We start from the raw sequence: 22,082 nt of genomic DNA, 5'->3' as shown, positions 1-22,082 counted from the left end.
TATGTGGCGCAATGCCGGGTCGTCGCCGGAAACGCGGGCTGGGTAAAGGTCGCCCGCAAGAACCAACGCAGTTCAAGGTTTCGATTCATAACTGCATTTCTTAATTACTCGAAAACTATTTTTTTAACTAAGATTAAAAAAGATATTTCTATCAATAAATGAGTTTTTGATATTAATAATATTAGGGATATTGACATGGAAAGGATGCGATTGATGTTTGGCCGTAGACCTTGGTCTGCTTGGTCTGCTTGGTCTGCTTGGTCTGCTTGGTCTGCTTGGTCTGCGTCGGATGCCAAGGTGCCGTGATCTGAGTTTTTATATATGTTATTGCAAAAAATAATTCTCAAAAATTGACATAACAAGAAGCGATGGACTGTAATTTGTTCATGTTTTTTAAGAGGAAAAGTTCTTGTGGTGCTGGTTTTTTTCGTAGTAGCTTTAGCCCATTGTGGAGGCGCTATGAAAAATTTCAAAATGGTTCCTGCAGTAGTTAAGAGTGTGAAAACTTATGTCGTCGAGTCTATTCCAGATAAATTATTAGTGTCAGGGGTGGAGCAATATTGTAGTGCTCTTATCGCTATTGGTCGGGCAAGGCTAACAGTGAATTCATATGTTGGAGCATTAGCTCGATACCTGGATTTCGTCGTGGAGTACGTAATTTGCTCTTTGCTGCTAGGTAAAGTAGCGGGCGAGATGAAGTACGAAGATATTGTGCATGTTTTCTTCGAGTCGTTGACTGTAGGGTGCAATTCAGATGATGAAGTAATCAGGATGGTGTGCGTAAGGCTCAATCGCCGCTTGGTAAAAAGACGTACTGTCAATGTGTATCGATCTGCTTTGAAGTTCGCATTTGAGGTTTCAGACAAGTTTGTAAATAGCACAATTTCGAAAATGACTCTTTTGGGGCAGGGCAGTGACAAGCCAGGAATTGGAGTTCCATACAAGTCTTACATGGAATTCAGTCGATCAAATTCCCAGCGGATATATCAGACATCATTTCTTGCTGGTTGCATATCTGGTGGAATAAAGGGTAGTTACGTAAATTTGCTACCTAAATATTATCGTGGGTCGGCGCGACATTACATCGGAGAGCTACGGCTTGATTTCCACAAGCTATTGGAGATCTTGCCCGGAATAAAAAATGTTCGAGATCGCTGTCTTTTGGCATTGCTTGCGGCAGGGGGGGAGAGAATCTCAGAAGCACTTCAGACTCTGACAATAGACATTGACCCAGATACGAATAGCGTACTGGCTATAGATCCGAGTAATAGGCCAAGCCTTTACTATGAGATGGGCTTATCGGTGTCTCAAGTATCCAGCCTGCGCTGGAAGGGAAGAAAAAATAACTCGGTTTTTCTTATGCCGCCATTCGACAAGGTTTTTTGGGACTCATATGCGGAGTTACTTGTTTCAGATAAGTACCCTGTTTTTGATGCTAATAGGCGCTGGGTAACTCATAAGTTTGTTTTTCGTGTGCTGAAAGGTAAGACGCGTGGGCAGCCATTGGCTTTGGCATCTGAGGGGGTTATTCGCAAGATGTTCAAGCGCTTACTTAAGAAGTACAACATTGTTAATGTGTCACCCCACGATATTAGGCACTGCTATGTCACCTTTCTTATCCATGAGGTGCCTGTAGGTGATAGGCGAGGATTCGGAGTTGAAGTCGCAAGCGACTTAGTATCGCATGTCAAACTCGAGAGCACTCTGGTTTATGACCATCTAGATAGAAGCACAGCCCACGCGGATATTGAGGATGGTTACAAAAAAATAGGCTATCACCCGGAGATGTTAAAGCCATGATTAATCATACTGATATGCCCGTCTGGATCGGCGGCGATGCAGATGTTGACTCTGCTATCAAAGCTAGTATTGCAGAAGCAGCGCAGTTTATACAGGGTGAATATGGGAAAGGGAAGCATTGGTCGTACGATACTATCACAGCAGGGCCGGAATCATGCCAGGTTAGCTTTATTAAATATTTCGTTTATGCACCAAGGCTTGAAGAAGCTTGTTATACATTTGATTGGGTGCTCGAGGTGTTTAAATATGTTGCGGCAGGCAGCAATCAAGAAAATTTAGACATGGATATGATCTTGGGGCCATCCAAAAAAGACTATAAGAAGTCCGTGTATACCTGGGTCAGGCGCGGACTGTGGCTGACGATTGTAATGCTTTATAAAAATGGTCTTATTTCGATTCCAGCGAATTTTAGCGCATTATCCTCCAATTCAGGAAATGGTGCTCCTGGAACTCGAACGGATTTTGCTTTTGAAACATATCCAGAGCTTATGAGATTCTTGATTTCCTCTCGATATAAGCTTGCTGCAAGTGATTTTTGGTCAGGAGTACCCAAAAAGGTTTGTGAAAGAATTGCACAGTATGGGACTCGTTTATTTTGGATGTGCGGAGTTACCAAGCCTGAGCAAATAGATATAGACGAAGTCATTGAGATTCACTTGACCTACACAATGGGAGAGCGATTGCTCACTGCCGAAATCCCCACAAGAGCTATTATGCAGTATGTATGCCACTACTACGGTGATCGCGTTCCCTTTACTCTGGATGAGTTTTTACCTCGTCTAGAGCAGGCAATACGCTTTCGACGCATTGGCTCCACCCCTTCAGAAATAAGGGAAAGAAAAATTTCAGGGTCTCAGGACTCGGTAGACTCGGTAGATGAGTTGTACAATTTCGTAAAAGTCTGGGTTAAGCGAGATTATCTCCCGAGACGCATGTCGACGGTTGATCTCTTCGCCCCATGGCGTGAACTCTTGACGGGGACTCTGGATCTTTGGTTGAAAAGCCAGATTAGATATCTTAGAGAGAAAACATATGAACGTGAAGAGGTTAGTGCCCTTGGGATAGCCCAATTTAATCTATATCTCTTTGAGTTTTTGCCTAGATGGTACTCTATCAGTGGAGTCACGTGGATATACAACTATCCATCTTGTCCGAAAGACATTTCTAACATTTTTATCTCACCGGCTGACCCGATAACCGGAGCTCCGCCATCTTTCAAAACCTTTCTTACCCAAATGTTTGATGACGATGTGGAGACTGCACCCTATGCAACGATGCTGCAGCTCAAAAATTTCTTTTCTTGGGTAGAGGCTAAGTATCAGCACGTTCATGGATATGAAGGTTTTGTAAATCCCATTCATGAAATGGATATGCCCCCATCGAACAGCAGAGGTGAGAGCAAAGCAAGACCCTTCGCAAAATGGCAGTATTCAATAGCTTTGAATTACTTGGCGACCATAATCAATGCAATCAAATTAATTAACGATTGCGTAATATCTGGCGATATTTCCATAACTAATGAACGAGATTTTACAGCCCTTGCACAAAGGTTAGGGTGGGATAACTCATTTTATTGGAGTGGGCGTCGGTTCATCATTTCGAAAATTCCAAGCGTTTTTCTAGAGCGCTGGAACATACCGCTTTCTAGTAATAATTATCTTACGCTGCTCTATCCTCACTATGCTATACATGTTTTGACTGCAGTAGACAGTGGTCTTAGACATCAGAGTGTACGCTGGCTTTGCATAGATTTTGATAAAAATGTTATTGAAGGCGCCGGGTTGGTGGCTTTCAAGTTACACGTTGCCGTAGATAAAGTCTCAAAAATCCCAGTGGAATCCTACGTTGCGCTGCAGACACTTGAAGCCTTAAGGTATCAACGGGAAATTAGATCTTTAGTCGATCTTGAAAGCTTTAAGGTAAAAGTTTTTTATCGTGGAAATGTGGATACACAGAAAGCAAAATTCAAACCTTTATTTTCAAGCAGTTTTGCCTCTGGGCTACCTAGAACAGATAATGCTTATAGTGAGATGTATGTAAAGTTTCTTGTCGATTTTAACTTCTTTCTCAATGATCATGGTCTTAATTGTAAGCTTTTTGAACTTAAGGCTAAGGGTTTTGCTTATGGTGATACCGTCAATGCGGGTAAAGAAAATCGCACAAAGGCGGGTGATCTATTTTGTCCGCTAAGCTTGGTTACCGATATGACCCCTCATCATACTCGTTCTAGTACCGTTAATAGCTGGTCAAAATATTTGTCTGCTAAAGATGTCGGCAGATTTAAGACTGCACATAAATCTGAGGCGGTCGTAAGATATTACAGAAAGCTGGATGATGAGGATAAGGCAGAAATATCACACCATCTTGAACTGGGAGTTCAGCAGATATGGGGAGGTACTTCGATAGATCCGGCACTTGAAGGGTCAACTTTTCGTAAGTCACTTGCTGCAGATGCCCGAAAAGCTGTTCACGATTTTGGATGTATTTCGATTTCTGCGGCGGGAAGCGATAAGGAACTTGATGGGGTGCAACGAATCGCGCAGGGATATCACTCAGGACTTGCGCACTATCCCACCCATATTTGCACTAGGAACGGAGATTGTACAGACGAGATGAAAGCAGCTGGGACTGAAAACAAGTGCGGCTTTTGTATTTACGCTGTCAAGGGTATCGATAATCTTGAGGCAATAGAAGTCAAAGTGATTAATTTGACAGACGAAGTTCGATCATTGCATGAATATGCCGACCGGATCCCAGAGCAAAATCAACATGAATTGATTAAGGTGGATAACCGTCTAGAGATCGTAGTTGGAGATCTCCTGGCTTGGATTTGGTGTAGAGACCATTTGGTCGCGGCTGCAGAAAAATTTAAATCTGATCCAGGCAAGTTGTACTCATATCGCCCAGAAATTCTAGAGCGGGATTTTCGCCAATTCAACGCTGATGAAGATTCAGCTTTCTATGTTTTATCTCGCCTTCATCAAGATAGTCAGTTTCCTGACTTAGTCTCGGAGGTCGCCCGAGCTAAATATAAGGCACTCAAACTTTCTTTGCTTTCAGGAAAGGTAAGCGTACTTGAAATTTTTAAGGGCACTATCTCTGATTCTCCAATTGAGCTGGTTTCAGTGATTCGATCAATGCTCAAGAAAAGTGGCATTGGGATAGAAGATTTGGCGTCAATTTGGCAGGCTCAAGACGGCCGTATCAATAAATTGATTGATGATTATGTTCCGGTTATTGCGGTGGCTAAGGAGTAGGGTTAATGCTCAGATCTAATTTCTCAACATGGCAAGAGAATTGCGTTGATGAAAAGACTAGAAAAGTTATTTCAATACTCAAAGATATGAGTGAGTTTAAAACTCCTGCGATGAAAGTCACAGATCTGGCTAAATTCATATCTGACAAAATGATCAAGGATCTAGAAGGTGCTAATTCTGATGCGTCGGATCCATGCGTGCTGGACTTTACCACCTTGTTAAGGAAGGCTGGGAAGTATCGCCCAATAATAGATTCCTATATGCTTGAAAGAGAAGGCTTTGAAAACTACGCCTTGCGAAATATTGATCCTATCATCGGGAATTTACTTGAGTCTCATAAGGTGCGGCTGAAACAGTCAAATGTATTAGTTAAACGTCTACAAGAAAAGGTGAGTCAGCTAGAGGCTGATAAAGCGGCACTGAATTCTGTCGCTAACATCATTCCTAATAGCAATAGCGGGTGGGATCAATTAAATGCAATGGGTAAGGTCGCATCTATATTTTTTGATCTGCTTCTAAGTACAGATTATTGCAAATTTGATGAGGCCACAGGCGATCTACTGGCTGTTGGAAGAGCGCGTCGGGTGCTTTTGCCGGCCTCAGATATCGCGGTGTATCTGAATTGGCGCTATCGGGCTCCATCAGAAAGCTAGTTATATAGCTATTCATTTGATGTGAGGTTGCTTTGGCGAACCCCTTCACCAGCCAGCCTGAAGGGCGCACAACGCTAGGAAAGCATGAGGGCTCACTGTGCCCATGGATCCTGGCTTTGTATGACTTGTGTTTTACAAACACCGCACCGTACATGCCAAAGAGATCACGGCACCAGAGCTTTTAACAAGCTTATCGAAACACCTTACTGTGCGGTTATCCTCTTTTAGCTACTCATACATGCGTTCGATGATATTGCCGGCTGTCAAACAACCTAGGCAAGCCCGGTTTGGGTTAGTGCTTCAGGTTTTGTAGACAGATGGCTGCCTGCATTCAGTAGCGATCCCATTATGGGCGCAACACGTCGGCTTCGTGTCCCTTGCGAGGTAGCATGCACCGGCAGCGTGTGCGAGGACGCCCGCGTAGACTCGGAAGGTGAGCCGCACCGAGTATGGGGTGGGCATAAGCAACATCGCTTGCTTGCCCAACTGAAAATAGAAAAGGCAGAGGCAATCCGCCTGCATCACATTGCATGTAAATATTGTTTGTCAAACCGACCCCGGCTCCGGGCGAGCGCAGAGTCCTACGGTGCTTTGGGCGCCTTTTTTCACGGGCGCCTGATGAGGCTCGGCTTGCACGTAGGGCCGTGGAGTCGATCAGCCAGCTATCTAGATCATTCGAGTGCTGTTCGCTTATTCGGATGTGTAGCCGGTTGAAGAATCCTCCATTGCGTCAGTCGCGGAATCGCTGACACACCTTTGAACAAGGGCCAGAACTTTTTTGCGTGTTCCTCCAAGCCGTGCCTGAGCATCATCCAATCATCAGCCCGCTGACGTTTGTAACGGCGTGCTCCAATGAAGAATCTGCAACCACGTCCCAGCCAGCACCTGGATTTAATACTGTTTTGACATCGTGACCTTTTGGCAGTGATGTGGCGATTTTACTGGAGTCGATGGTTGAAGAAATTTTGTGCGAATTCTTGTGAGATCAAGCATAGCTATGGAATGGCTTTAATGTGCAGCAACTGCGTATTGCAAATCATTGAAAAATACAGGTAATTTATTTTTTCATGGTGGGGTATGACCCGATTACAGTTCGAACCCCGCCTGGGACACCAGATACGCAAAGGCCCCGCACTGTTGATCAGGCGGGGCCTTTTTTGTGGCGTTCAATCAGCCGTTCAGGCCTGCCCCAGCAACCCGCGTACCGCCAGGTTCTTCATCAGCGCGCTGACCCCGAACGCCCATTGTGGCGCCTGGTCGCTGCCAGTCACGCGGTTGTGCAACGCCCCCAGTGTCGGCGACGAAATACTGACCACGTCATCGGCCTTGTGGGTAAAACCCTGGCCCGGCTGATCACGGTCTTCGGTGGGGGCGAACAGGGTGCCCAGGAACAGCACAAAACCGTCCGGGTACTGGTGGTTCGCATTGAGCGTCTGTGCGGCCAGGTCCGCCGGGTCGCGGCTGATCTGGTTCATCGAGCTTTTGCCGTCCAGCACATAGCCGTCGGTGCCTTCCACGCGCAGGGTCACTTCGCAGTGGCGTACGTCGTCGAGGCTGAAATGTTCGTCGAACAGGCGAATAAACGGCCCCAGTGCGCAGGACGCGTTGTTGTCCTTGGCCTTGCTCAGCAGCAGCGCGCTGCGCCCCTCGAAGTCGCGCAGGTTGACGTCGTTGCCCAGGGTGGCGCCGTGGATCCGGCCCTGGCTGTCGACGGCCAGCACCACTTCCGGCTCCGGGTTGTTCCAGCTTGAGCCGGGGTGAATGCCGATGGCGCAGCCACTGCCCACGGCGGCGAGGATGGGGGCCTTGGTAAAGATTTCCGCGTCCGGGCCGATGCCGACTTCCAGGTACTGCGACCACATATTTTGTTCGATCAGCACTTGCTTGAGGCGCATGGCTTCGGGCGAGCCGGGGCGCAGGTCACGCAGGTTGTCGCCAATCACGTCCTGTACCAGGGCGCGGATTTCCTGGGCGCGCAAGGCATCGCCGCCGGCTTTTTCCTCGATTACCCGTTCGATCATGCTGGCGGCAAAGGTCACGCCCGCCGCCTTGATCACTTGCAGGTCGGCCGGAGCGAGCAGGTAAGGTTTGGCGATGTCGCGCTGTTCGCCGCTGTTGGTGAGCAATGCGTCAATCGTGCCCAGCGAAGTGCCCCTGATTTCGCGCACGGCTTGCAACGGGTTGTCGCTATCGAGCAGCAGGCTCAGGGTGGGGAAAAGGGCGGTGCAGTCGATCACTTCGCCGTCACGAATCACCACCACAGCCGGGCCACCACGTTCGCCGGGCAGCCACACGCGGCCGACCAGGGTGGCGCGTTGCCAGTCGTCGGGCAGGGTGTTTTCTACGGTCAGATTGAGCGTTTGCATAAGCGGGATCCTTGAAAGAGCGGGCCGTGTGGGAGCGGGCTTGCTCGCGATGCTGACGCTGCGGTTTGTTTGATAAACCGAGGTGATGCCATCGCGAGCAAGCCCGCTCCCACAGGTCATGTGTGTGGAGGGTTTAGTGGGAGTGGCGGGGCGGGCCGTTTTCCGGGATCACGCGCCAGTACAGGGTGGCCGGTTCCAGGCAGCCGCCGGTGGACAGCTGGCCGACCAGTTGGCGGTACAGTTCCTGCCACGGGGTTTGTGACGGGGCCAGCGGTGGCAACGGTTCCTGGCGGCGTTCGTTGAGCACGCTTTCGTCCACCAGTAGGTTGACGCTGCGGGCGTTGAGGTCGACGCGCAGGCGATCGCCGGTACGCAGCAACGACAGGCCGCCGCCCACCGCAGATTCCGGGGACATATTGAGGATCGACGGGCTGGCCGAGGTGCCGCTCTGGCGGCCGTCGCCCATGCATGGCAGGGAGTCGATGCCGGCCTTGATCAGGGTGGAGGGCGGGGCCATGTTCACCACTTCGCCACTGCCGGGGAAGCCCACGGTGCCGCAGCCGCGAATTACCAGGATGCAGCGCTCGTCGATGTCCAGCGAGGGGTCGTTGATCCGCGCCGTGTAGTCTTCCGGCCCTTCGAACACAATGGCCCGCGCTTCAAAGCTGTTGGGTTGCAACGGGTCGCTGAGGTAGGTCTTGCGGAAGGCTTCGCCCACCACCGACATTTTCATGATCGCGCTGTCGAAGAAGTTGCCGCTGAGCACGATAAAACCGGCGCGGTGCATCAGCGGGTCTTCGTAGGAGCGGATCACGTCGCGGTCGCCGGTGACGCAGTCGGCGACCACTTCACCCATGTTGCGGCCACTGACCGTGAGGCAATCGCGGTGCAGGCGGCCCACTTTGTCCAGCTCATGCATCACCGCCGGTACGCCACCGGCGCGGTGGAAGCTTTCGCCCAGGTATTCACCGGCAGGCATGCAGTTGACCAGCAAGGGCACGTCTTCGCCCACGCGCTGCCAGTCTTCCAGTGACAGCTCGATACCGCTGTGACGGGCGATGGCAATCAGGTGGGGCGGGCAGTTGGTGGACGCGCCCAGTGCCGAGGCGACGGCGATGGCGTTTTCAAACGCCGCGTGGGTCATGATCTGCGACGGGCGCACGTCTTCGCGCACCAGATCGACGATGCGCATGCCGGTGGCATAGGCCATTTGCCCGCGTTCGCGGTACGGCGCCGGGATGCTCGCACAACCGGGCAGGGACATGCCCAGGGCCTCGGCCAGGGCGTTCATCGACAGCGCGGTGCCCATGGTGTTGCAGTGGCCCACCGATGGCGATGACGCGGTGGTGAGGGTCATGAAGCCTTCGTAATCAATCTCGCCGGCGCTGAGCAAATTGCGCGCATGCCACAGCACGGTGCCCGAGCCGATGCGCTGGCCCTTGTGCCAACCGTCGAGCATCGGCCCGCCAGACAATACAATGGCAGGCAGGTCGGTGGTGGCCGCCGCCATCAGGCAGGCCGGGGTGGTTTTGTCGCAACCGGTGGTCAGCACCACGCCGTCCAGCGGGTAGCCGTGCAGCACCTCGACCAGGCCCAGGTAGGCGAGGTTGCGGTCCAGCGCAGCGGTGGGGCGGCGCGATTGTTCGGCGATCGGGTGGACCGGGAATTCCATCGGGATGCCGCCCGCGTCACGGATGCCGTCCTTGACCCGCTTGGCCAGTTCGATGTGATGGCGGTTGCAGGGCGTCAGGTCGCTGCCGGTCTGGGCGATGCCGATAATCGGCCGCCCCGATTGCAGCTCGGCCCGGGTCAGGCCCTGGTTCATGTAGCGTTCCACGTACAGCGCGGTGAGGTCGGCGTGGCTTGGGTCGTCGAACCACAGCTGGCTGCGCAGGCGGCGTGGGGTTGAATCGGTCATGGCAGGCTCCAGCAAATTATTCGGGCAATGGGTTGTTGCGGCGCAGCTGGCGAATCAGTCCGGCGTGGTCGAGTTCGCCGTCACCGGCCTCGACCATCGCGGCAAACAGGCTGTCCACCAGGCGACCCACGGGCAGGTCGAGGCCCAGTTTTTGTGCCTGGGCGAGGGCGGTGCGGGTGTCCTTGAGTTGCCATTTGGCCGGGCCACCGGGGGTGAAGTCGTTGCTGAGCATGCGTTGGCCGTGCTGGCGCCAGATCGGTGAGTCGACAAAACCGCCCATCAGCGCCTCGTGGACTTTTGCTGGGTCGGCGCCGCCGCGCTCGGCCAGCAGCAGGCCTTCGGCGACGGTGGCGATGGTGCTGGCAACGATCAACTGGTTGACCAGCTTGGACAGTTCGCCGGTGCCCGCCGGGCCGACATGTACCGGGCGGCCCATGGCGGCCAGGACGTCGCGGCCCTGTTCGAAGGCCGCCGCTTCACCGCCCACCATGATTGCCAGGCTGGCTTCCCGCGCCCCGCGTTCGCCCCCCGACACCGGGGCATCGAGGTAACGCAGGCCGCGCTCGGCACATAACTGCGCCTGGGCGGCGGCGGTTTCCACCGGGATCGAACTCATCACGATCACCAGCGCACCGGGCGCCAGGGCCTGGGCGGCGCCGTTTTCGCCAAACAGCACCTCGTCACACGTGGGGCCGTCGCTAAGCATGCAGATCAACACCCGGGCGCCGTCTGCCGCGGCAGCTGGGGTCGACGCCACGGTCGCCCCTTGCGCCGCCAGGGCCTGCAATTTGCCCGGCGAGCGGTTCCAGGCCCGCACCGCAAAGCCCGCGTGCAGCAGGTTGCGGGCCATGGGCTGGCCCATGATCCCGGTGCCGATAAAGGCTACGGTTGGCAGGCTCATGCTTTACCTCCAGTGGCAGGGGCCAGTGCGGCGCCAATCTGCGATTCTTTATTGCGCGGCATCAGCACCATGCCCAGGCCACCCAGGCCGACCAGTGCAGCAATCACCATAAAGCCCGGGGTGTAGCTGCCGGTCACGGTGAACAGGTAGCCGGTCAGGTAAGGGCCGATAAAACCGCTGAGGTTGCCGATGGAGTTGATCAGGCCAATGCCCACGGCCGCGCCGACGCCGGTCAGCACTTGCCCGGGGACGGCCCAGAACACGTTGATCGCGCTGTACACGCCCATTGCCAGCAGAATGAAGCCGATCACGATGATCCACGGCTGGTTGAGCCACAGTGCCACGGCAATCGACACCGCCGCGAGCATGGCGGCACCACCGGCATGCCAGTGACGTTCCTGCAGGCGATCCGAACGACGGCTCCACCAGATCATCGCCACAGCGGCCACCGCGTAAGGAATGGCGGTGATCAGGCCGTTTTGCATCAGGCCGATTTCCAGGCCGAAGGTGCCGCGGAACGAGGCCAGTACCGTGGGCATAAAGAAGTTCATCGCGTTGGAGCCCGAGGTGATGCCGAAATACACCAGCGCCAGCAGCCATACCTGGCGGTTGCACAGAGCTTTTCGGATCATCTGGCCCTTGGTTGGCTGCACGCCTACCACCAGCGGTTTATTGCGCTCTTCCTGGGCCAGGGTGTTGATCAGCCAGCTACGCTGTTTGTCGGTCAGCCAGTGGGCATCGGCCGGGTGGTCGGTGAGGTAGAAGTAGCAGACCACGCCGAGGATCACCGCCGGTACGGCTTCGACGATATACATCAGGCGCCAGCCGACAAAGCCCCAGGCATCGCCCATTTCCATCAGGCCCACCGACAGCGGTGCGCCGATGATTTGTGCGATGGGTACGCCCAGGTAAAACGAGGCGATCATGCGTGCACGGTAGCGGCTCGGGAACCACAGCGACAGCAGATAGATCACCCCCGGGAAGAACCCGGCTTCGGCAATACCCAGCAGCACGCGCAGGGACACGAAATGCACCGGTGTCTGCAAAAAGCCCATGGCGCCGGCGATGATGCCCCAGGTCACCATGATCCGTGCGATCCATACACGGGCGCCGTAGCGGTGCAGCAAGATGTTGCTCGGCACTTCGAACATGAAATAGCCGAGGAAGAAAATACCCGCGCCCAGGCCATAGATGGTCTGGCTGATGCCGATATCCTCGTTCATGCGCAGAGCTGCGAAACCGACGTTGTTGCGGTCCAGAAAGGCGACTACAAACAGCAGGACCAGAAAGGGAATCATGCGCCTGGTCACACGCTTGATCGTCTGTTGTTCGATGTCCGAGACATCGGGGAGCGGAGTAGTCATGTGGCACGACCTCAGTTTTTATTGTTGTGAGTAGCGTGAACGTTGCAGCATTTTTGTGAGACAGGGCTTTTTGTGGGAGCGGGCTTGCTCGCGATGGAAGCGCTACTGGGCTTCAGTTGCACCGCGTCGCCTCGATCGCGAGCAAGCCCGCTCCCACAAGGGGGTGATGGGTTATTTGCCGGCCGTATCCTCGATATGCGCGCGCACGATGGCGTCGAAGTCCGGGTCGGCGGTAAAGCCCAATGCACGGGCGCGCGGCGCTTCTACCTTGCTCGGCCAGCTTTCGACGATGCGCTGGATAGTCGCGTCGGGTTCCCAGCGAATCAGTTTGGCCACGTCGTCACCGGCCACCCGTTGCAGCGCCGCGACCATGTCGGCCACGGTGGTGGTCACGCCCGGCAGCGGGATGATGCGTTCGCCGCCCAGGGTCTGCGGCGACAGGGTCATGCCCAGCAGCATCGACTCAACAATGCGCCGTGGCGAGGTGAGGTAAACCCGGGTGTCGGGGCGCACCGGGCACACGGCAGGCAGGCCTACCAGTGGCTCGCGGATGATCGAACTGAAGAAGGTCGAGGCCGCCTTGTTCGGCTTGCCGGGGCGCACTGCCACCGTTGGCAGGCGCAGCACGCGGCCGTCGACAAAACCTTTGCGCGCATAGTCGGCGACCAGCAACTCACCCACGGCTTTTTGCATGCCGTAGGACGATTGCGGTGTCAGCACGGTGTTGTCATCCACCACTGGCGGCAGGGCGCCGCCGAATACGGCAAAACCGCTGGCATAGACGAAGCGCGGTGCGTTGCCTTGCTTGCGCAGGGTTTCGAGCAACAGCATCAGGCCGTGCAGGTTGACCTGCATGCCCAGGTCAAAGTCGGCTTCGGCCGCCGAGCTGACCACCGCTGCCAGATGCCAGACCAGATCCACGCCATCGGTGACGCGGGCGATAACATCGGGGTCGGCCACATCACCGGTTACCAGCTCGATACGCGGGTCGCTCGGCACGTCTTCGCCGGCAAAGGCGTCGAACAGCACGATACGCTCGATGGTGCGCGGTGCCTGGCCTTCGAAGGTCAGGGTGTTCATGTCGAGCAGGCGTTGGGCCAGTTGTTTGCCGATAAAGCCGGTGCCGCCGGTGATCAGGATTCGCATGTGTAGCTCCGTTTCTTATAGTTGTTTGAGCGTGTTATCAGTCGGCCTGCACGGTGAGCTGGCGCTGTTCGCCGAGGCCGCTGATGCCCAGGTGCATGACCTGGCCAGGGCGCAGATAGATCGGTGTCGGCTTGATGCCTAGGCCCACCCCCGGCGGTGTGCCGGTGGAAATCACGTCGCCCGGTTGCAGCGACATGCAGCGGCTCAGATAGGCAATCAGGGCCGGGATCTGGAACACCATGGTGCGCGTGTTGCCGTTCTGGTAGCGCTGTCCGTCGACCTCAAGCCACAGGTCGAGCTGGTGCGGGTCGCTGATCTCATCGCGGGTCACCAGCCACGGGCCGAGGGGGCCGAAAGTGTCAAAGCCCTTGCCCTTGTCCCAGGTGCCGCCGCGTTCGATCTGCCATTCGCGCTCGGACACGTCGTTGATCACGCAGTAACCGGCCACATGCTCCAGTGCGTTGTGTTCATCGATATTGCGTCCACCTTTGCCGATGACCACGCCCAGTTCCACTTCCCAGTCGGTCTTGATCGAGTCGCGGGGGATTTCGACGTTATCGTTGGGGCCACAGATGGCGCTGGTCCATTTGCTGAACACCACCGGCTCCGACGGCACCGCCAGGCCGGACTCTGCGGCATGGTCGGCGTAGTTCAGACCGATACAGATAAACTTGCCGACCTGGCCGACACACGCGCCGATGCGCGGCGAACCGCTGACCAGCGGCAGGCTGGCGGGGTCGATCTTGCCCAGTGCGGCAAGGCTTGCGGCACTCAGTGCAGTACCGGCGACATCGGCGATATGCGCCGACAAATCGCGGATATTGCCTTGGGCGTCCAGCAGACCGGGTTTTTCCTGACCTTTATCGCCGTAGCGCAGCAGTTTCATAAAAGCTCCTTTATCGAAAAAGCAGAAATCAATGCTCTTGGGTGGGAGCGGGCTTGCTCGCGATGCAGACACTGCGGTCTGTCATGTAAACCGAGGTGATGCCATCGCGAGCAAGCCCGCTCCCACAGGGAAAATCTGGTTTCAGTTGCTCATCCCGCCATCAATCACCTGGACGGTGCCGGTGGTGTAGCTGCTGGCATCGCTGGCCAGGTACAGCGCCAGCTGTGCGATTTCTTCAGCGCTACCGATGCGGCCCATGGGCTGACGGTCAACAAAGGCCTGGTACACATCGGCTTCGCTGCGCCCTTGCTCAAGGGCTTGTTCGGCGATGCGCTGGCGCAGCGAAGGGGAGTCCACGGTGCCCGGGCAAATGGCGTTGCAGCGGATGCCCTGGCGCACATAATCGGCGGCCACGGATTTGGTCAGGCCGATCACCGCGGCCTTGCTGGCGGTATAGGCAAAGCGGTTGGGCACGCCTTTGACGCTGGAGGCCACCGACGCCATGTTGATGATCGAGCCGCCACCGTTGTCCAGCATGCCCGGCAAAAAAGCGCGGATCATGCGGTACATGGCGGTCACGTTAAGGTCGAAAGAGAATTGCCAGGCCTGCTCGTCGCATTCGAGCAGGGCACCGCTGTGGACGAAGCCAGCGCAGTTGAACAGCACGTCGACGTTGCCGACCTGTTGGTGGATGGCATCGATGGCGGATGCCTGCGTTACGTCCAGAGGCAGCACTTGAATACCGGGGATGTCGCGCAGGGTTTCGACATGCAGATCGGTGGCGATGACCTGCGCACCCGCATCGCGAAAGGCCAGTACCGAAGCGCGGCCGATGCCTTGAGCTGCAGCGGTGATCAGCACACGTTTGTTGGCTAGGTTCATGGCAGGTGTCCGTTGTTATTATGTGGTGCGACCCCCTGCACACTAATATTGCGCTGCGATAATCGCCAATGAGATATTCTCAGGACTTAATAACCGGGGGTTATCGGATGGCGGATGTTGGATTCAATCAGCTGTGCAACTGGCTGCGCTTTCGCCATTTGGTGCTTGTCGACACCTTGGCGCGCACCCAAAACATGCATGCCACCGCGCAGGAAATGAGCATCAGCCAGCCGGCCGTGAGCAAGATGCTGCGCGAGATCGAGCATCAGCTGGGCTTTGAAGTCTTTGCCCGCTTGCCGCGCAGCATGACCCTCACCGACCTGGGCAGCCATGTGGCCCGTTTCGCCCAGATTGCCTTGAACGACACCGGCCAGTTTGTCAGCCAGATCAACCATCTGCGCCAGGGCGGGCATGGCCTGATCAAGGTCGGCACTATTTATGCGGCCACGGCCCTGGCGGTGCCTGCTGCCATTGTGCGGGTCAAGCAGGACTGGCCGCTGCTCACCGTGCAGGTGCTCGAAGGCACCAGTGCCAATATGCTGACCTTGCTCGAACACAAGGAGCTGGACCTGGTGGTGGCCCGGTTTACCCTCGACCGTCATCGTGAGTTGTTCGATTTCCAGGCGCTGGCGCCGGAGCCGTTGTGCCTGGTCACGGGCAGCCAGCACCCGCTGGCCGGGGCCAGTGAAGTGCCGCTGGCGGACCTGGGCAGCTGGCCGTGGGTGATTTACCCCACGGGCACGCCGATGCGCGCCCGGGTGGAAAAAGCCTTTGTCGAAGCAGGCATGCAAACCCCGGAAAACACCGTGGAAACCGTGTCGTTGCAGACCACCATGCAACTGCTGCAAACCACACCGTCGGTGGCGATGCTGGCCGAGTCGATGGTCGAGCCGGAAATCCAGGCCGGTCGCCTGACCCGCCTGACCTTGCCGTTTCCGCTGGTGCTGGCTGACTACGGGGTGATTACCCGGCGCAATGAGGTCCCGCAGTGGTCGGCAAAAGCCTTTATCGATGCCTTGTTGAGTGGCCCCGATGCCCTGCGCGGTGCACGCCAGACGCCTTGATAACGCAGGGTTATTAACTGATGGAATGATGTAATTGGGCACAGGCCCAACCGCCCTCTAAAGTGAGCGTCGCCCCACCTGTCGGGTAGGGGCGCAACCGCTCATGAGAGGCGCGTATGAGAACAATAAAAAGCTACAAGACGCTGACGATCTTCTTCCTGTTCCTGATTGGCGTGGTCAACTACCTTGACCGCAGCGCCTTATCCATCGCCAATACCACCATCCAGAAAGACCTGGCCATCAGCCCGATGCAAATGGGCGTGATGCTGTCAGCGTTTTCCATTGCCTATGCTTTTTCGCAACTGCCCCTCGGCGCCCTGATCGACAAATTGGGCAGCAAGCTGGCCCTGGGCGGGTCGCTGGTGGTGTGGTCGGTGGCGCAAGCGGCCTTTGGCCTGTTCAGCAGTTACGGTCATCTGGTCGGGCTGAGGGTGTTGTTGGGCATTGGCGAGGCGCCGGTGTTTCCTTCGGCAGCCAAGGCGTTGTCGGAGTGGTTTGATACCCAGGAGCGCGGTACGGCGACCGGCTGGGTGTGGTCTTCGACCTGTATCGGTCCGTGCCTGGCGCCGCCGTTGCTGACAGTGTTCATGGTGCATCTGGGCTGGCGCGGGATGTTTATCCTGACGGGCGTGATGGGCCTGCTACTGGCGGTGTGCTGGTTCAAGTTCTACAAAAGCAAGGCGCAATACATGGCCGAGACAGGCCGTGCGGAGCCGGTGCCGGTGCAACAGGTCAAGGCGCCGAAAGTGCGCTGGACCTCGTTGTTCAAGGACCGCAACACCTGGGGCGCGTTTCTCGGGTTTATGGGCGTGATCTACATGATCTGGCTCAACCTTACCTGGTTGCCCGGTTATTTTGAGCGCGAGCACGGGCTGGATTTGTATCGCACGGCCTGGGTGGTATCGCTGGCTTATTTGTTTGGCGCGTTGGGTACCATCGTGGCTGGCAAATGCTGCGATCGCCTGGTGGCGCGGGGCATGCGGGTACTGGCCAGCCGTAAGCTGATGGTGATCCTGGGCCTGCTGGGCGGGGCACTGTTTACCCTGATCGTGGCCTTTACCACCAACGTGGTGGCCTGTGTGATCCTGCTGTGCCTGACCATGTTCTTTATCAATATTTCCAGCGCCACGGCGTGGATGATCGTCAACACCATCGTGCCGTCGGAGCGGGTGGCATCGTTTGGCTCGATCCAGAACTTTGGCGGTTATCTGGCGGGCTCGATTGCGCCGATCCTGACTGGCTTCAGCGTGCAGCAGAGTGGTTCGTTTTCCTCGGCCTTCGTGATCAGTGCGGTGGTGGCGGCGTGTTCGGCGTTTGCCTATTTTGCGTTGCTCAAGGAGCCGCAGGCACCGGAAGCGCCCTTGGCCACGCTTGCTCCCGCCTGAGTGAGCCCTTGTTGGGGCGGGCTTGCTCCCTGCGGTGCGCCAGCCAGACCGCGTTGCTTGCATCGCAGGCAAGCCAGCTCCCACAGTTTTTGCGGTGCACACAAAATCCGGGGGCTGCCGCATCCCTCTGTGGGAGTGGGCTTGCTCGCGATGGCATCCCTGCGGTGCGCCAGCCAGACCGGGTTGCTTGCATCGCAGGCAAGCCAGCTCCCACAGTTTTTGCGGTGCACACAAAATCCGGGGTCACCCGCGTCCCTCTGTGGGAGCGGGCTTGCTCGCGATGGCATCCCTGCGGTGCGCCAGCCAGACCGGGTTGCTTGCATCGCAGGCAAGCCAGCTCCCACAGTTTTTGCGGTGCACACAAAATCCGGGGGCTGCCGCATCCCTCTGTGGGAGTGGGCTTGCTCGCGATGGCATCCCTGCGGTGCGCCAGCCAGACCGGGTTGCTTGCATCGCAGGCAAGCCAGCTCCCACAGTTTTTGCGGTGCACACAAAATCCGGGGTCACCCGCGTCCCTCTGTGGGAGCGGGCTTGCTCGCGATGGCATCCCTGCGGTGCGCCAGCCAGACCGGGTTGCTTGCATCGCAGGCAAGCCAACTCCCACAGTTTTTGCGGTGCTCACAAAATCCGGGGTCTGCCGCGCACCTCTGTGGGAGCGGGCTTGCTCGCGATGGCATCCCTGCGGTGCGCCAGCCAGACCGGGTTGCTTGCATCGCAGGCAAGCCAACTCCCACAAGTTTTGCGGTGCTCACAAATAATCCCACGACATATCCCGTCAAACGATGCCCGCTGTGGCTGGCCCGCTACTGACTAGCCTTTGAAATTCATCAACTAATAGAGTCAGGCCATGTCTTCTTTTCCCGCCTCCCACCGTCTGCGCCGTGGTCGTTACAGCGAGCAAAATCGCATTTATCTTCTGACCGCCAATACGCTGCATCGCCAACCCATTTTCCTGAACTGGCGTGTAGGCCGACGGGTGGTCGAACAGTTCAAGCAGGTACAAGCGCAGGGGCTGGCCACTTCGCTGGCATGGGTGGTCATGCCCGATCACTTTCATTGGCTGATCAGCCTTGAACAGGGCTCGCTGGATGACTTGATGTGCCGCACAAAATCGTTGAGCACCCGCGCAATCAACCAGGCTACAGGACAAACAGGCCGCCGCTGGCAGCAGGGCTACCACGACCATGCCTTGCGGCGTGATGAAGATATCAAGCAGGTGGCCCGTTATGTGATTGCCAACCCGCTGCGTGCCGGGCTGGTCAAGCGGGTGGGAGACTACCCCTTGTGGGACGCGATCTGGGTTTGACCCCTATAACACGAGATTACCTGTGGAAGCGGGCTTGCTCGCGATGGCATCCCCGGGGTGCGCCAGCCAGACCGGGTTGTTTGTATCGCAGGCAAGCCGGCTCCCACAGGTTTTACAACCAGGATTCGCTAACCCGCCGGTCCAGTTCTTCCCAGTCGGCCATGCCCAGCACCCGGGTGGTGTTGAGGCCGCGCAGGTAGCCGCGCAGTTGCTGGGCGCTGGCCTGGATGTCGGCAGCCGGGGCGTTTTCGCTGTGCAGTGCCTCTTCGTAGAGGCTCAGGTAGTCGTTCACCCGATCGCGGTACTCGGGCAGTACCGCTTCACGGATCAGGTCGAAGGTGCGCAGTTTTTGATTGGTATTCACGGGTCACCCTTTGTGAGTTTACGGGCTGTTGTTTGTCACCCAATGTAGCTCACATGTGACCCGGGTTAATACCTCTGCAGCGTCAGTGTGGCGCAGGCGCAGGTGCCGGGAGTTTGCCCGGCTCGTGCCCGGTCCTGGCCGAGCGGATCAGCATCAGCGCCCCCAGTACCGCCATCCCCGCCAGAAAGTACATGCCCGCATGCGGGTTGTTGAAGTAGCCCTCGGCCCAGGTCTTGACTGTTGGCGCGAGAAAACCACCGAGGTTGCCCAGGGCACCGATCACGGCAATCCCGCTGGCCGCCGCCGCGCCACCCAAAAAGCGCGTAGGCAGGGTCCAGAACAACGGTTGCACGGTGATAAAACCGGCGGCGGCCACGCAAAATGCCAGAATCACCAGTGGCAGGCTGCTACTTAAGGTCGAGCCAACCATACCCACGGCCGCCAGTGCCAACATCAACGCGGCATAGCGGGTTTGCTGGCCCTTGCGGTCGGCATGGCGGGTCACCAGGTACAGCATGATCACGGTGGCAATCCACGGAATGGAGGTCAGTGCGCCGACCTTCAGGCCAATACCGGTACCCAGCAGTTCGGCGATTCGCGTCGGCAGGTAGAACAGCACGCCATACACGCTGACCTGAATGGTGAAGTAGATCAGAGTGAAGTACAGCACTACCGGGTTGAACATCGCTGCACGCCACGACGACGGGCCTTTGTTGGCTTTTTGCAGTTGCTCTTTTTCCAGCTCGTGCTCGATCGCGGCCTTTTCTTCAGTGTTCAGCCACTTGGCATCCCGGGGTTTGTCGGTCAGGTAGAAGAACGCGAACACGCCGATGATCGACGCCGCGAGGCCTTCAGTGACAAACATCCACTGCCAGCCTGTCAGGCCGAACTGCGCGCTTTCCAGCAACCAGCCCGATACAGGCCCGCCTACCATCAGCGACACCGGCACGCCAAAATAATAAATGCCATAGGCCGAGCCACGCTGGTTCTGCGGAAACCAGTAGGTCAGGTACAGCACCACGCCCGGCGACAGCCCGGCTTCTGCGACGCCCAGCAGAAACCGCAGGATATAGAAGCTGGTTTCGTCGTGGGCAAACATCATTGCCGCCGACACCAGGCCCCAGGTGACCATGATCCGGCTCAGCCAGATACGCGCGCCGATCTTGTGCAGCATCAGGTTGCTGGGGACTTCGAACACCGCATAGCCGATAAAGAAAATCCCCGCACCCAAGGCAAACGCCGCGTTGCTCAGGCCGGTGTCCGCCTGCAGGGCGTGCTTGGCAAAACCGATATTGGAACGGTCGATGATCGCCATCGCGAACATCAGGGCGACAAAGGGCAGGATGCGCCAGCGGATTTTGCTCAGCGCCTGTTGCAAAGCGGGATTGGACATGGGGTGCTCCGTTATTGTTTTTGTGGAGTACAGCAATCAGATTTTTTTCAGGGCAGCACGCGCATAGGCTGCAACGATCAGGAAGCAGCCCATCGGTAACAGATAGGCCACGCCGGTGCTGGAATGGTCGGCCACCAGGCCCATCACATAAGGCAGCAGCGCGCCGCCGACAATGGCCATGATCATGAACGAGCTGCCACGTTTGGTATGCGGGCCGAGGTTTTTCACGCCCATGGCAAACAGCGTCGGGAACATGATCGACATAAAGAAGAACGTCGCCACCAGTGCGACCACCGACACGCCCTCAAACCCCAGCACCACCACCGCACACAGCGCCACGTTGATCAGCGCGTAGATCAGCAGCAGGCGCTGGGCGTTGACGCGGCCCATCAGCCAGGTACTGAAGAAACGGCCAAACATAAAGCTGAGCATGGCTACCGAGAGCAGATATGCCGCTTGCTGGCTGCTCATTTGCGCCCAGTGCTCGGTGACGTAGTTGATAAAAAACGCACCCACGCCAACCTGCGCACCCACATAAAAAAACTGGGTGATGACCCCGGTGACGAACTCACGGTGTTGCCACAGGCTTTTGTGGTCGTGTTGCGCGGCTTGCACTTCCTGCTCGCGCAGGTCGGGCAGCGGGGTGCGGGCGATAAGGATGGCCACCAGCAACACCAGTGCGGCAATCACCAGATAGGTCATTTGCAGCGATTGTGTGGTGTCGGTGCTGTTGGCGCCGCTGAAAAACAATGCGCCACCAATCAACGGGCCGAAGAACTGCCCCAGGCCGTTGAACGATTGCGCCAGGTTCAGGCGTCGTTCTGCTCCGGCGGGCTCACCCAGCACAGTGGCATAGGGGTTGGCGGCGGTTTCCAGGCAGCCCAGGCCGCAGGCGATCACAAACAGCGCGAAGAGGAAAAACTGGAAGCTCTGCGCTGCAGCGGCGGGCATAAACAAAAGGGCGCCGGTGGCATAGAGGCACAGGCCCAGCAAGATACCGGCCTTGTAGCCGTACTTGTCCATCAGCAAACCGGCGGGCAGGGCGATCAGGAAATAAGCGCCGAAGTAGGCGCTTTGCAGCAGGCCCGACTGCGCCTTGCTGACGTGCAGGGTTTCCTGGAAGTGCTTGTTGAGTACATCGAGCAAGCCATAGGACAGGCCCCAGAGGAAGAACAGGCAGGTGACCAGGATCAGTGCCCAGCGATAGGACGTAACCGCCCGGGTAAAGGACGGCGCTGCGACGTTCGGGTGCTTGAGTGACATGACGCATCTCCTTTTTATTGTTGTTGGCGACTTGCGTGAATCAGGATCTATAGGTGGGAGCGGGCTTGCTCGCGATTGGATCGCTGCGGTGTCTCAGGCAAATCGCGCTGATGCCATCGCGAGCAAGCCCGCTC

The 22,082-nt window shown here is 56.7% G+C and carries 16 protein-coding genes and 1 pseudogene; 6 read left to right on the top strand and 11 right to left on the bottom strand.

The annotated features are described in order from the left end of the window. The first annotated feature begins 459 nt into the window (after positions 1-459). The 3 genes from AB3G35_RS20400 to AB3G35_RS20390 are packed head-to-tail and all read left to right on the top strand — an operon-like array spanning position 460 to position 5,710. A complete protein-coding gene (locus tag AB3G35_RS20400) occupies positions 460-1,800 on the top strand; it encodes a tyrosine-type recombinase/integrase (RefSeq protein ID WP_369782005.1) in 1,341 nt (446 codons plus the stop codon). Then, positions 1,797-5,057, top strand: a complete 3,261-nt coding sequence (locus AB3G35_RS20395; RefSeq protein WP_369782003.1) for a hypothetical protein — start codon at positions 1,797-1,799, stop codon at positions 5,055-5,057. Before AB3G35_RS20400 ends, AB3G35_RS20395 begins: the two co-directional genes overlap by 4 nt. A gap of 5 nt (positions 5,058-5,062) precedes the next feature. Further along, positions 5,063-5,710: a hypothetical protein gene (locus tag AB3G35_RS20390; RefSeq protein ID WP_369782002.1), complete on the top strand. Its 648-nt coding sequence runs from the start codon at positions 5,063-5,065 to the stop codon at positions 5,708-5,710. A gap of 132 nt (positions 5,711-5,842) precedes the next feature. Here the strand turns inward: AB3G35_RS20390 and AB3G35_RS20385 are convergent. The 8 genes and pseudogenes from AB3G35_RS20385 to AB3G35_RS20350 all read right to left on the bottom strand — a co-directional run bounded on the left by AB3G35_RS20385 (position 5,843) and on the right by AB3G35_RS20350 (position 15,173). After that, a pseudogene (locus AB3G35_RS20385) lies at positions 5,843-6,635 on the bottom strand (IS5/IS1182 family transposase). Between the two features lie 253 nt (positions 6,636-6,888). Continuing rightward, on the bottom strand, positions 6,889-8,076 hold the full coding sequence (locus tag AB3G35_RS20380) for a fumarylacetoacetate hydrolase family protein (RefSeq protein ID WP_196884083.1): 1,188 nt from the start codon (positions 8,074-8,076) through the stop codon (positions 6,889-6,891). A 133-nt stretch (positions 8,077-8,209) separates the two neighbouring features. Next, entirely contained in the window at positions 8,210-9,994 is a 1,785-nt protein-coding gene (locus AB3G35_RS20375) for an IlvD/Edd family dehydratase (RefSeq protein ID WP_134049805.1), read from the bottom strand. A gap of 16 nt (positions 9,995-10,010) precedes the next feature. Continuing rightward, on the bottom strand, positions 10,011-10,895 hold the full coding sequence (locus tag AB3G35_RS20370; RefSeq protein ID WP_369782001.1) for an NAD(P)-dependent oxidoreductase: 885 nt from the start codon (positions 10,893-10,895) through the stop codon (positions 10,011-10,013). After that, positions 10,892-12,259, bottom strand: coding sequence for an MFS transporter (locus tag AB3G35_RS20365; protein WP_016782148.1), 1,368 nt, complete (start codon positions 12,257-12,259; stop codon positions 10,892-10,894). Before AB3G35_RS20365 ends, AB3G35_RS20370 begins: the two co-directional genes overlap by 4 nt. 171 nt (positions 12,260-12,430) lie before the next feature. Then, positions 12,431-13,405, bottom strand: coding sequence for a D-erythronate dehydrogenase (gene denD, locus AB3G35_RS20360; protein WP_016782149.1), 975 nt, complete (start codon positions 13,403-13,405; stop codon positions 12,431-12,433). A 37-nt stretch (positions 13,406-13,442) separates the two neighbouring features. Further along, positions 13,443-14,291, bottom strand: coding sequence for an ureidoglycolate lyase (locus AB3G35_RS20355; RefSeq protein WP_106117319.1), 849 nt, complete (start codon positions 14,289-14,291; stop codon positions 13,443-13,445). 141 nt (positions 14,292-14,432) lie between these two features. Continuing rightward, positions 14,433-15,173 (bottom strand): SDR family oxidoreductase, encoded by a 741-nt coding sequence (locus tag AB3G35_RS20350; RefSeq protein ID WP_086798367.1) that lies wholly within the window; start codon positions 15,171-15,173, stop codon positions 14,433-14,435. A 107-nt stretch (positions 15,174-15,280) separates the two neighbouring features. Here AB3G35_RS20350 and AB3G35_RS20345 point away from each other — a divergent pair, with 107 nt between their 5' ends. From AB3G35_RS20345 to AB3G35_RS20335, 3 genes are all read left to right on the top strand, one after another. Further along, complete coding sequence (locus AB3G35_RS20345; protein ID WP_016782152.1) at positions 15,281-16,237, top strand: LysR family transcriptional regulator; 957 nt, start codon at positions 15,281-15,283, stop codon at positions 16,235-16,237. Between the two features lie 116 nt (positions 16,238-16,353). Beyond that, positions 16,354-17,622 carry an MFS transporter gene (locus tag AB3G35_RS20340; RefSeq protein ID WP_095040012.1) on the top strand — a complete coding sequence of 423 codons (1,269 nt, stop codon included), beginning with the start codon at positions 16,354-16,356 and terminating at the stop codon, positions 17,620-17,622. Positions 17,623-18,469: 847 nt separating this feature from the next. Beyond that, positions 18,470-18,928 carry a transposase gene (locus AB3G35_RS20335; RefSeq protein ID WP_106117317.1) on the top strand — a complete coding sequence of 153 codons (459 nt, stop codon included), beginning with the start codon at positions 18,470-18,472 and terminating at the stop codon, positions 18,926-18,928. A 112-nt stretch (positions 18,929-19,040) separates the two neighbouring features. Here AB3G35_RS20335 and AB3G35_RS20330 read toward each other — a convergent pair whose 3' ends face one another. The 3 genes from AB3G35_RS20330 to fucP all read right to left on the bottom strand — a co-directional run bounded on the left by AB3G35_RS20330 (position 19,041) and on the right by fucP (position 21,948). Beyond that, positions 19,041-19,292 carry a hypothetical protein gene (locus AB3G35_RS20330; protein WP_095040010.1) on the bottom strand — a complete coding sequence of 84 codons (252 nt, stop codon included), beginning with the start codon at positions 19,290-19,292 and terminating at the stop codon, positions 19,041-19,043. Positions 19,293-19,374: 82 nt separating this feature from the next. After that, a complete protein-coding gene (locus AB3G35_RS20325; RefSeq protein ID WP_369782000.1) occupies positions 19,375-20,685 on the bottom strand; it encodes an MFS transporter in 1,311 nt (436 codons plus the stop codon). A gap of 36 nt (positions 20,686-20,721) precedes the next feature. After that, positions 20,722-21,948, bottom strand: coding sequence for an L-fucose:H+ symporter permease (fucP, locus tag AB3G35_RS20320; protein ID WP_159259232.1), 1,227 nt, complete (start codon positions 21,946-21,948; stop codon positions 20,722-20,724). Positions 21,949-22,082 lie beyond the last annotated feature (134 nt).

The sequence above is a fragment of the Pseudomonas sp. WC2401 genome (genome assembly GCF_041200115.1).
Classification (GTDB): Bacteria; Pseudomonadota; Gammaproteobacteria; order Pseudomonadales; family Pseudomonadaceae; genus Aquipseudomonas; species Aquipseudomonas fragi.
This window is presented reverse-complemented; position numbering and strand designations above follow the sequence as displayed.

Bases quoted from the DNA above. Each gene is read 5' to 3' on its own strand.
- AB3G35_RS20375 (WP_134049805.1), bottom strand. From the start codon at position 9,994: ATGACCGATTCAACCCCACGCCGCCTGCGCAGCCAGCTGTGGTTCGAC.
- fucP (WP_159259232.1), bottom strand. From the start codon at position 21,948: ATGTCACTCAAGCACCCGAACGTCGCAGCGCCGTCCTTTACCCGGGCG.
- AB3G35_RS20355 (WP_106117319.1), bottom strand. From the start codon at position 14,291: ATGAAACTGCTGCGCTACGGCGATAAAGGTCAGGAAAAACCCGGTCTG.
- AB3G35_RS20390 (WP_369782002.1), top strand. From the start codon at position 5,063: ATGCTCAGATCTAATTTCTCAACATGGCAAGAGAATTGCGTTGATGAA.
- AB3G35_RS20350 (WP_086798367.1), bottom strand. From the start codon at position 15,173: ATGAACCTAGCCAACAAACGTGTGCTGATCACCGCTGCAGCTCAAGGC.
- AB3G35_RS20365 (WP_016782148.1), bottom strand. From the start codon at position 12,259: ATGACTACTCCGCTCCCCGATGTCTCGGACATCGAACAACAGACGATC.
- AB3G35_RS20380 (WP_196884083.1), bottom strand. From the start codon at position 8,076: ATGCAAACGCTCAATCTGACCGTAGAAAACACCCTGCCCGACGACTGG.
- AB3G35_RS20340 (WP_095040012.1), top strand. From the start codon at position 16,354: ATGAGAACAATAAAAAGCTACAAGACGCTGACGATCTTCTTCCTGTTC.
- AB3G35_RS20335 (WP_106117317.1), top strand. From the start codon at position 18,470: ATGTCTTCTTTTCCCGCCTCCCACCGTCTGCGCCGTGGTCGTTACAGC.
- denD (WP_016782149.1), bottom strand. From the start codon at position 13,405: ATGCGAATCCTGATCACCGGCGGCACCGGCTTTATCGGCAAACAACTG.
- AB3G35_RS20345 (WP_016782152.1), top strand. From the start codon at position 15,281: ATGGCGGATGTTGGATTCAATCAGCTGTGCAACTGGCTGCGCTTTCGC.
- AB3G35_RS20325 (WP_369782000.1), bottom strand. From the start codon at position 20,685: ATGTCCAATCCCGCTTTGCAACAGGCGCTGAGCAAAATCCGCTGGCGC.
- AB3G35_RS20400 (WP_369782005.1), top strand. From the start codon at position 460: ATGAAAAATTTCAAAATGGTTCCTGCAGTAGTTAAGAGTGTGAAAACT.
- AB3G35_RS20370 (WP_369782001.1), bottom strand. From the start codon at position 10,895: ATGAGCCTGCCAACCGTAGCCTTTATCGGCACCGGGATCATGGGCCAG.
- AB3G35_RS20395 (WP_369782003.1), top strand. From the start codon at position 1,797: ATGATTAATCATACTGATATGCCCGTCTGGATCGGCGGCGATGCAGAT.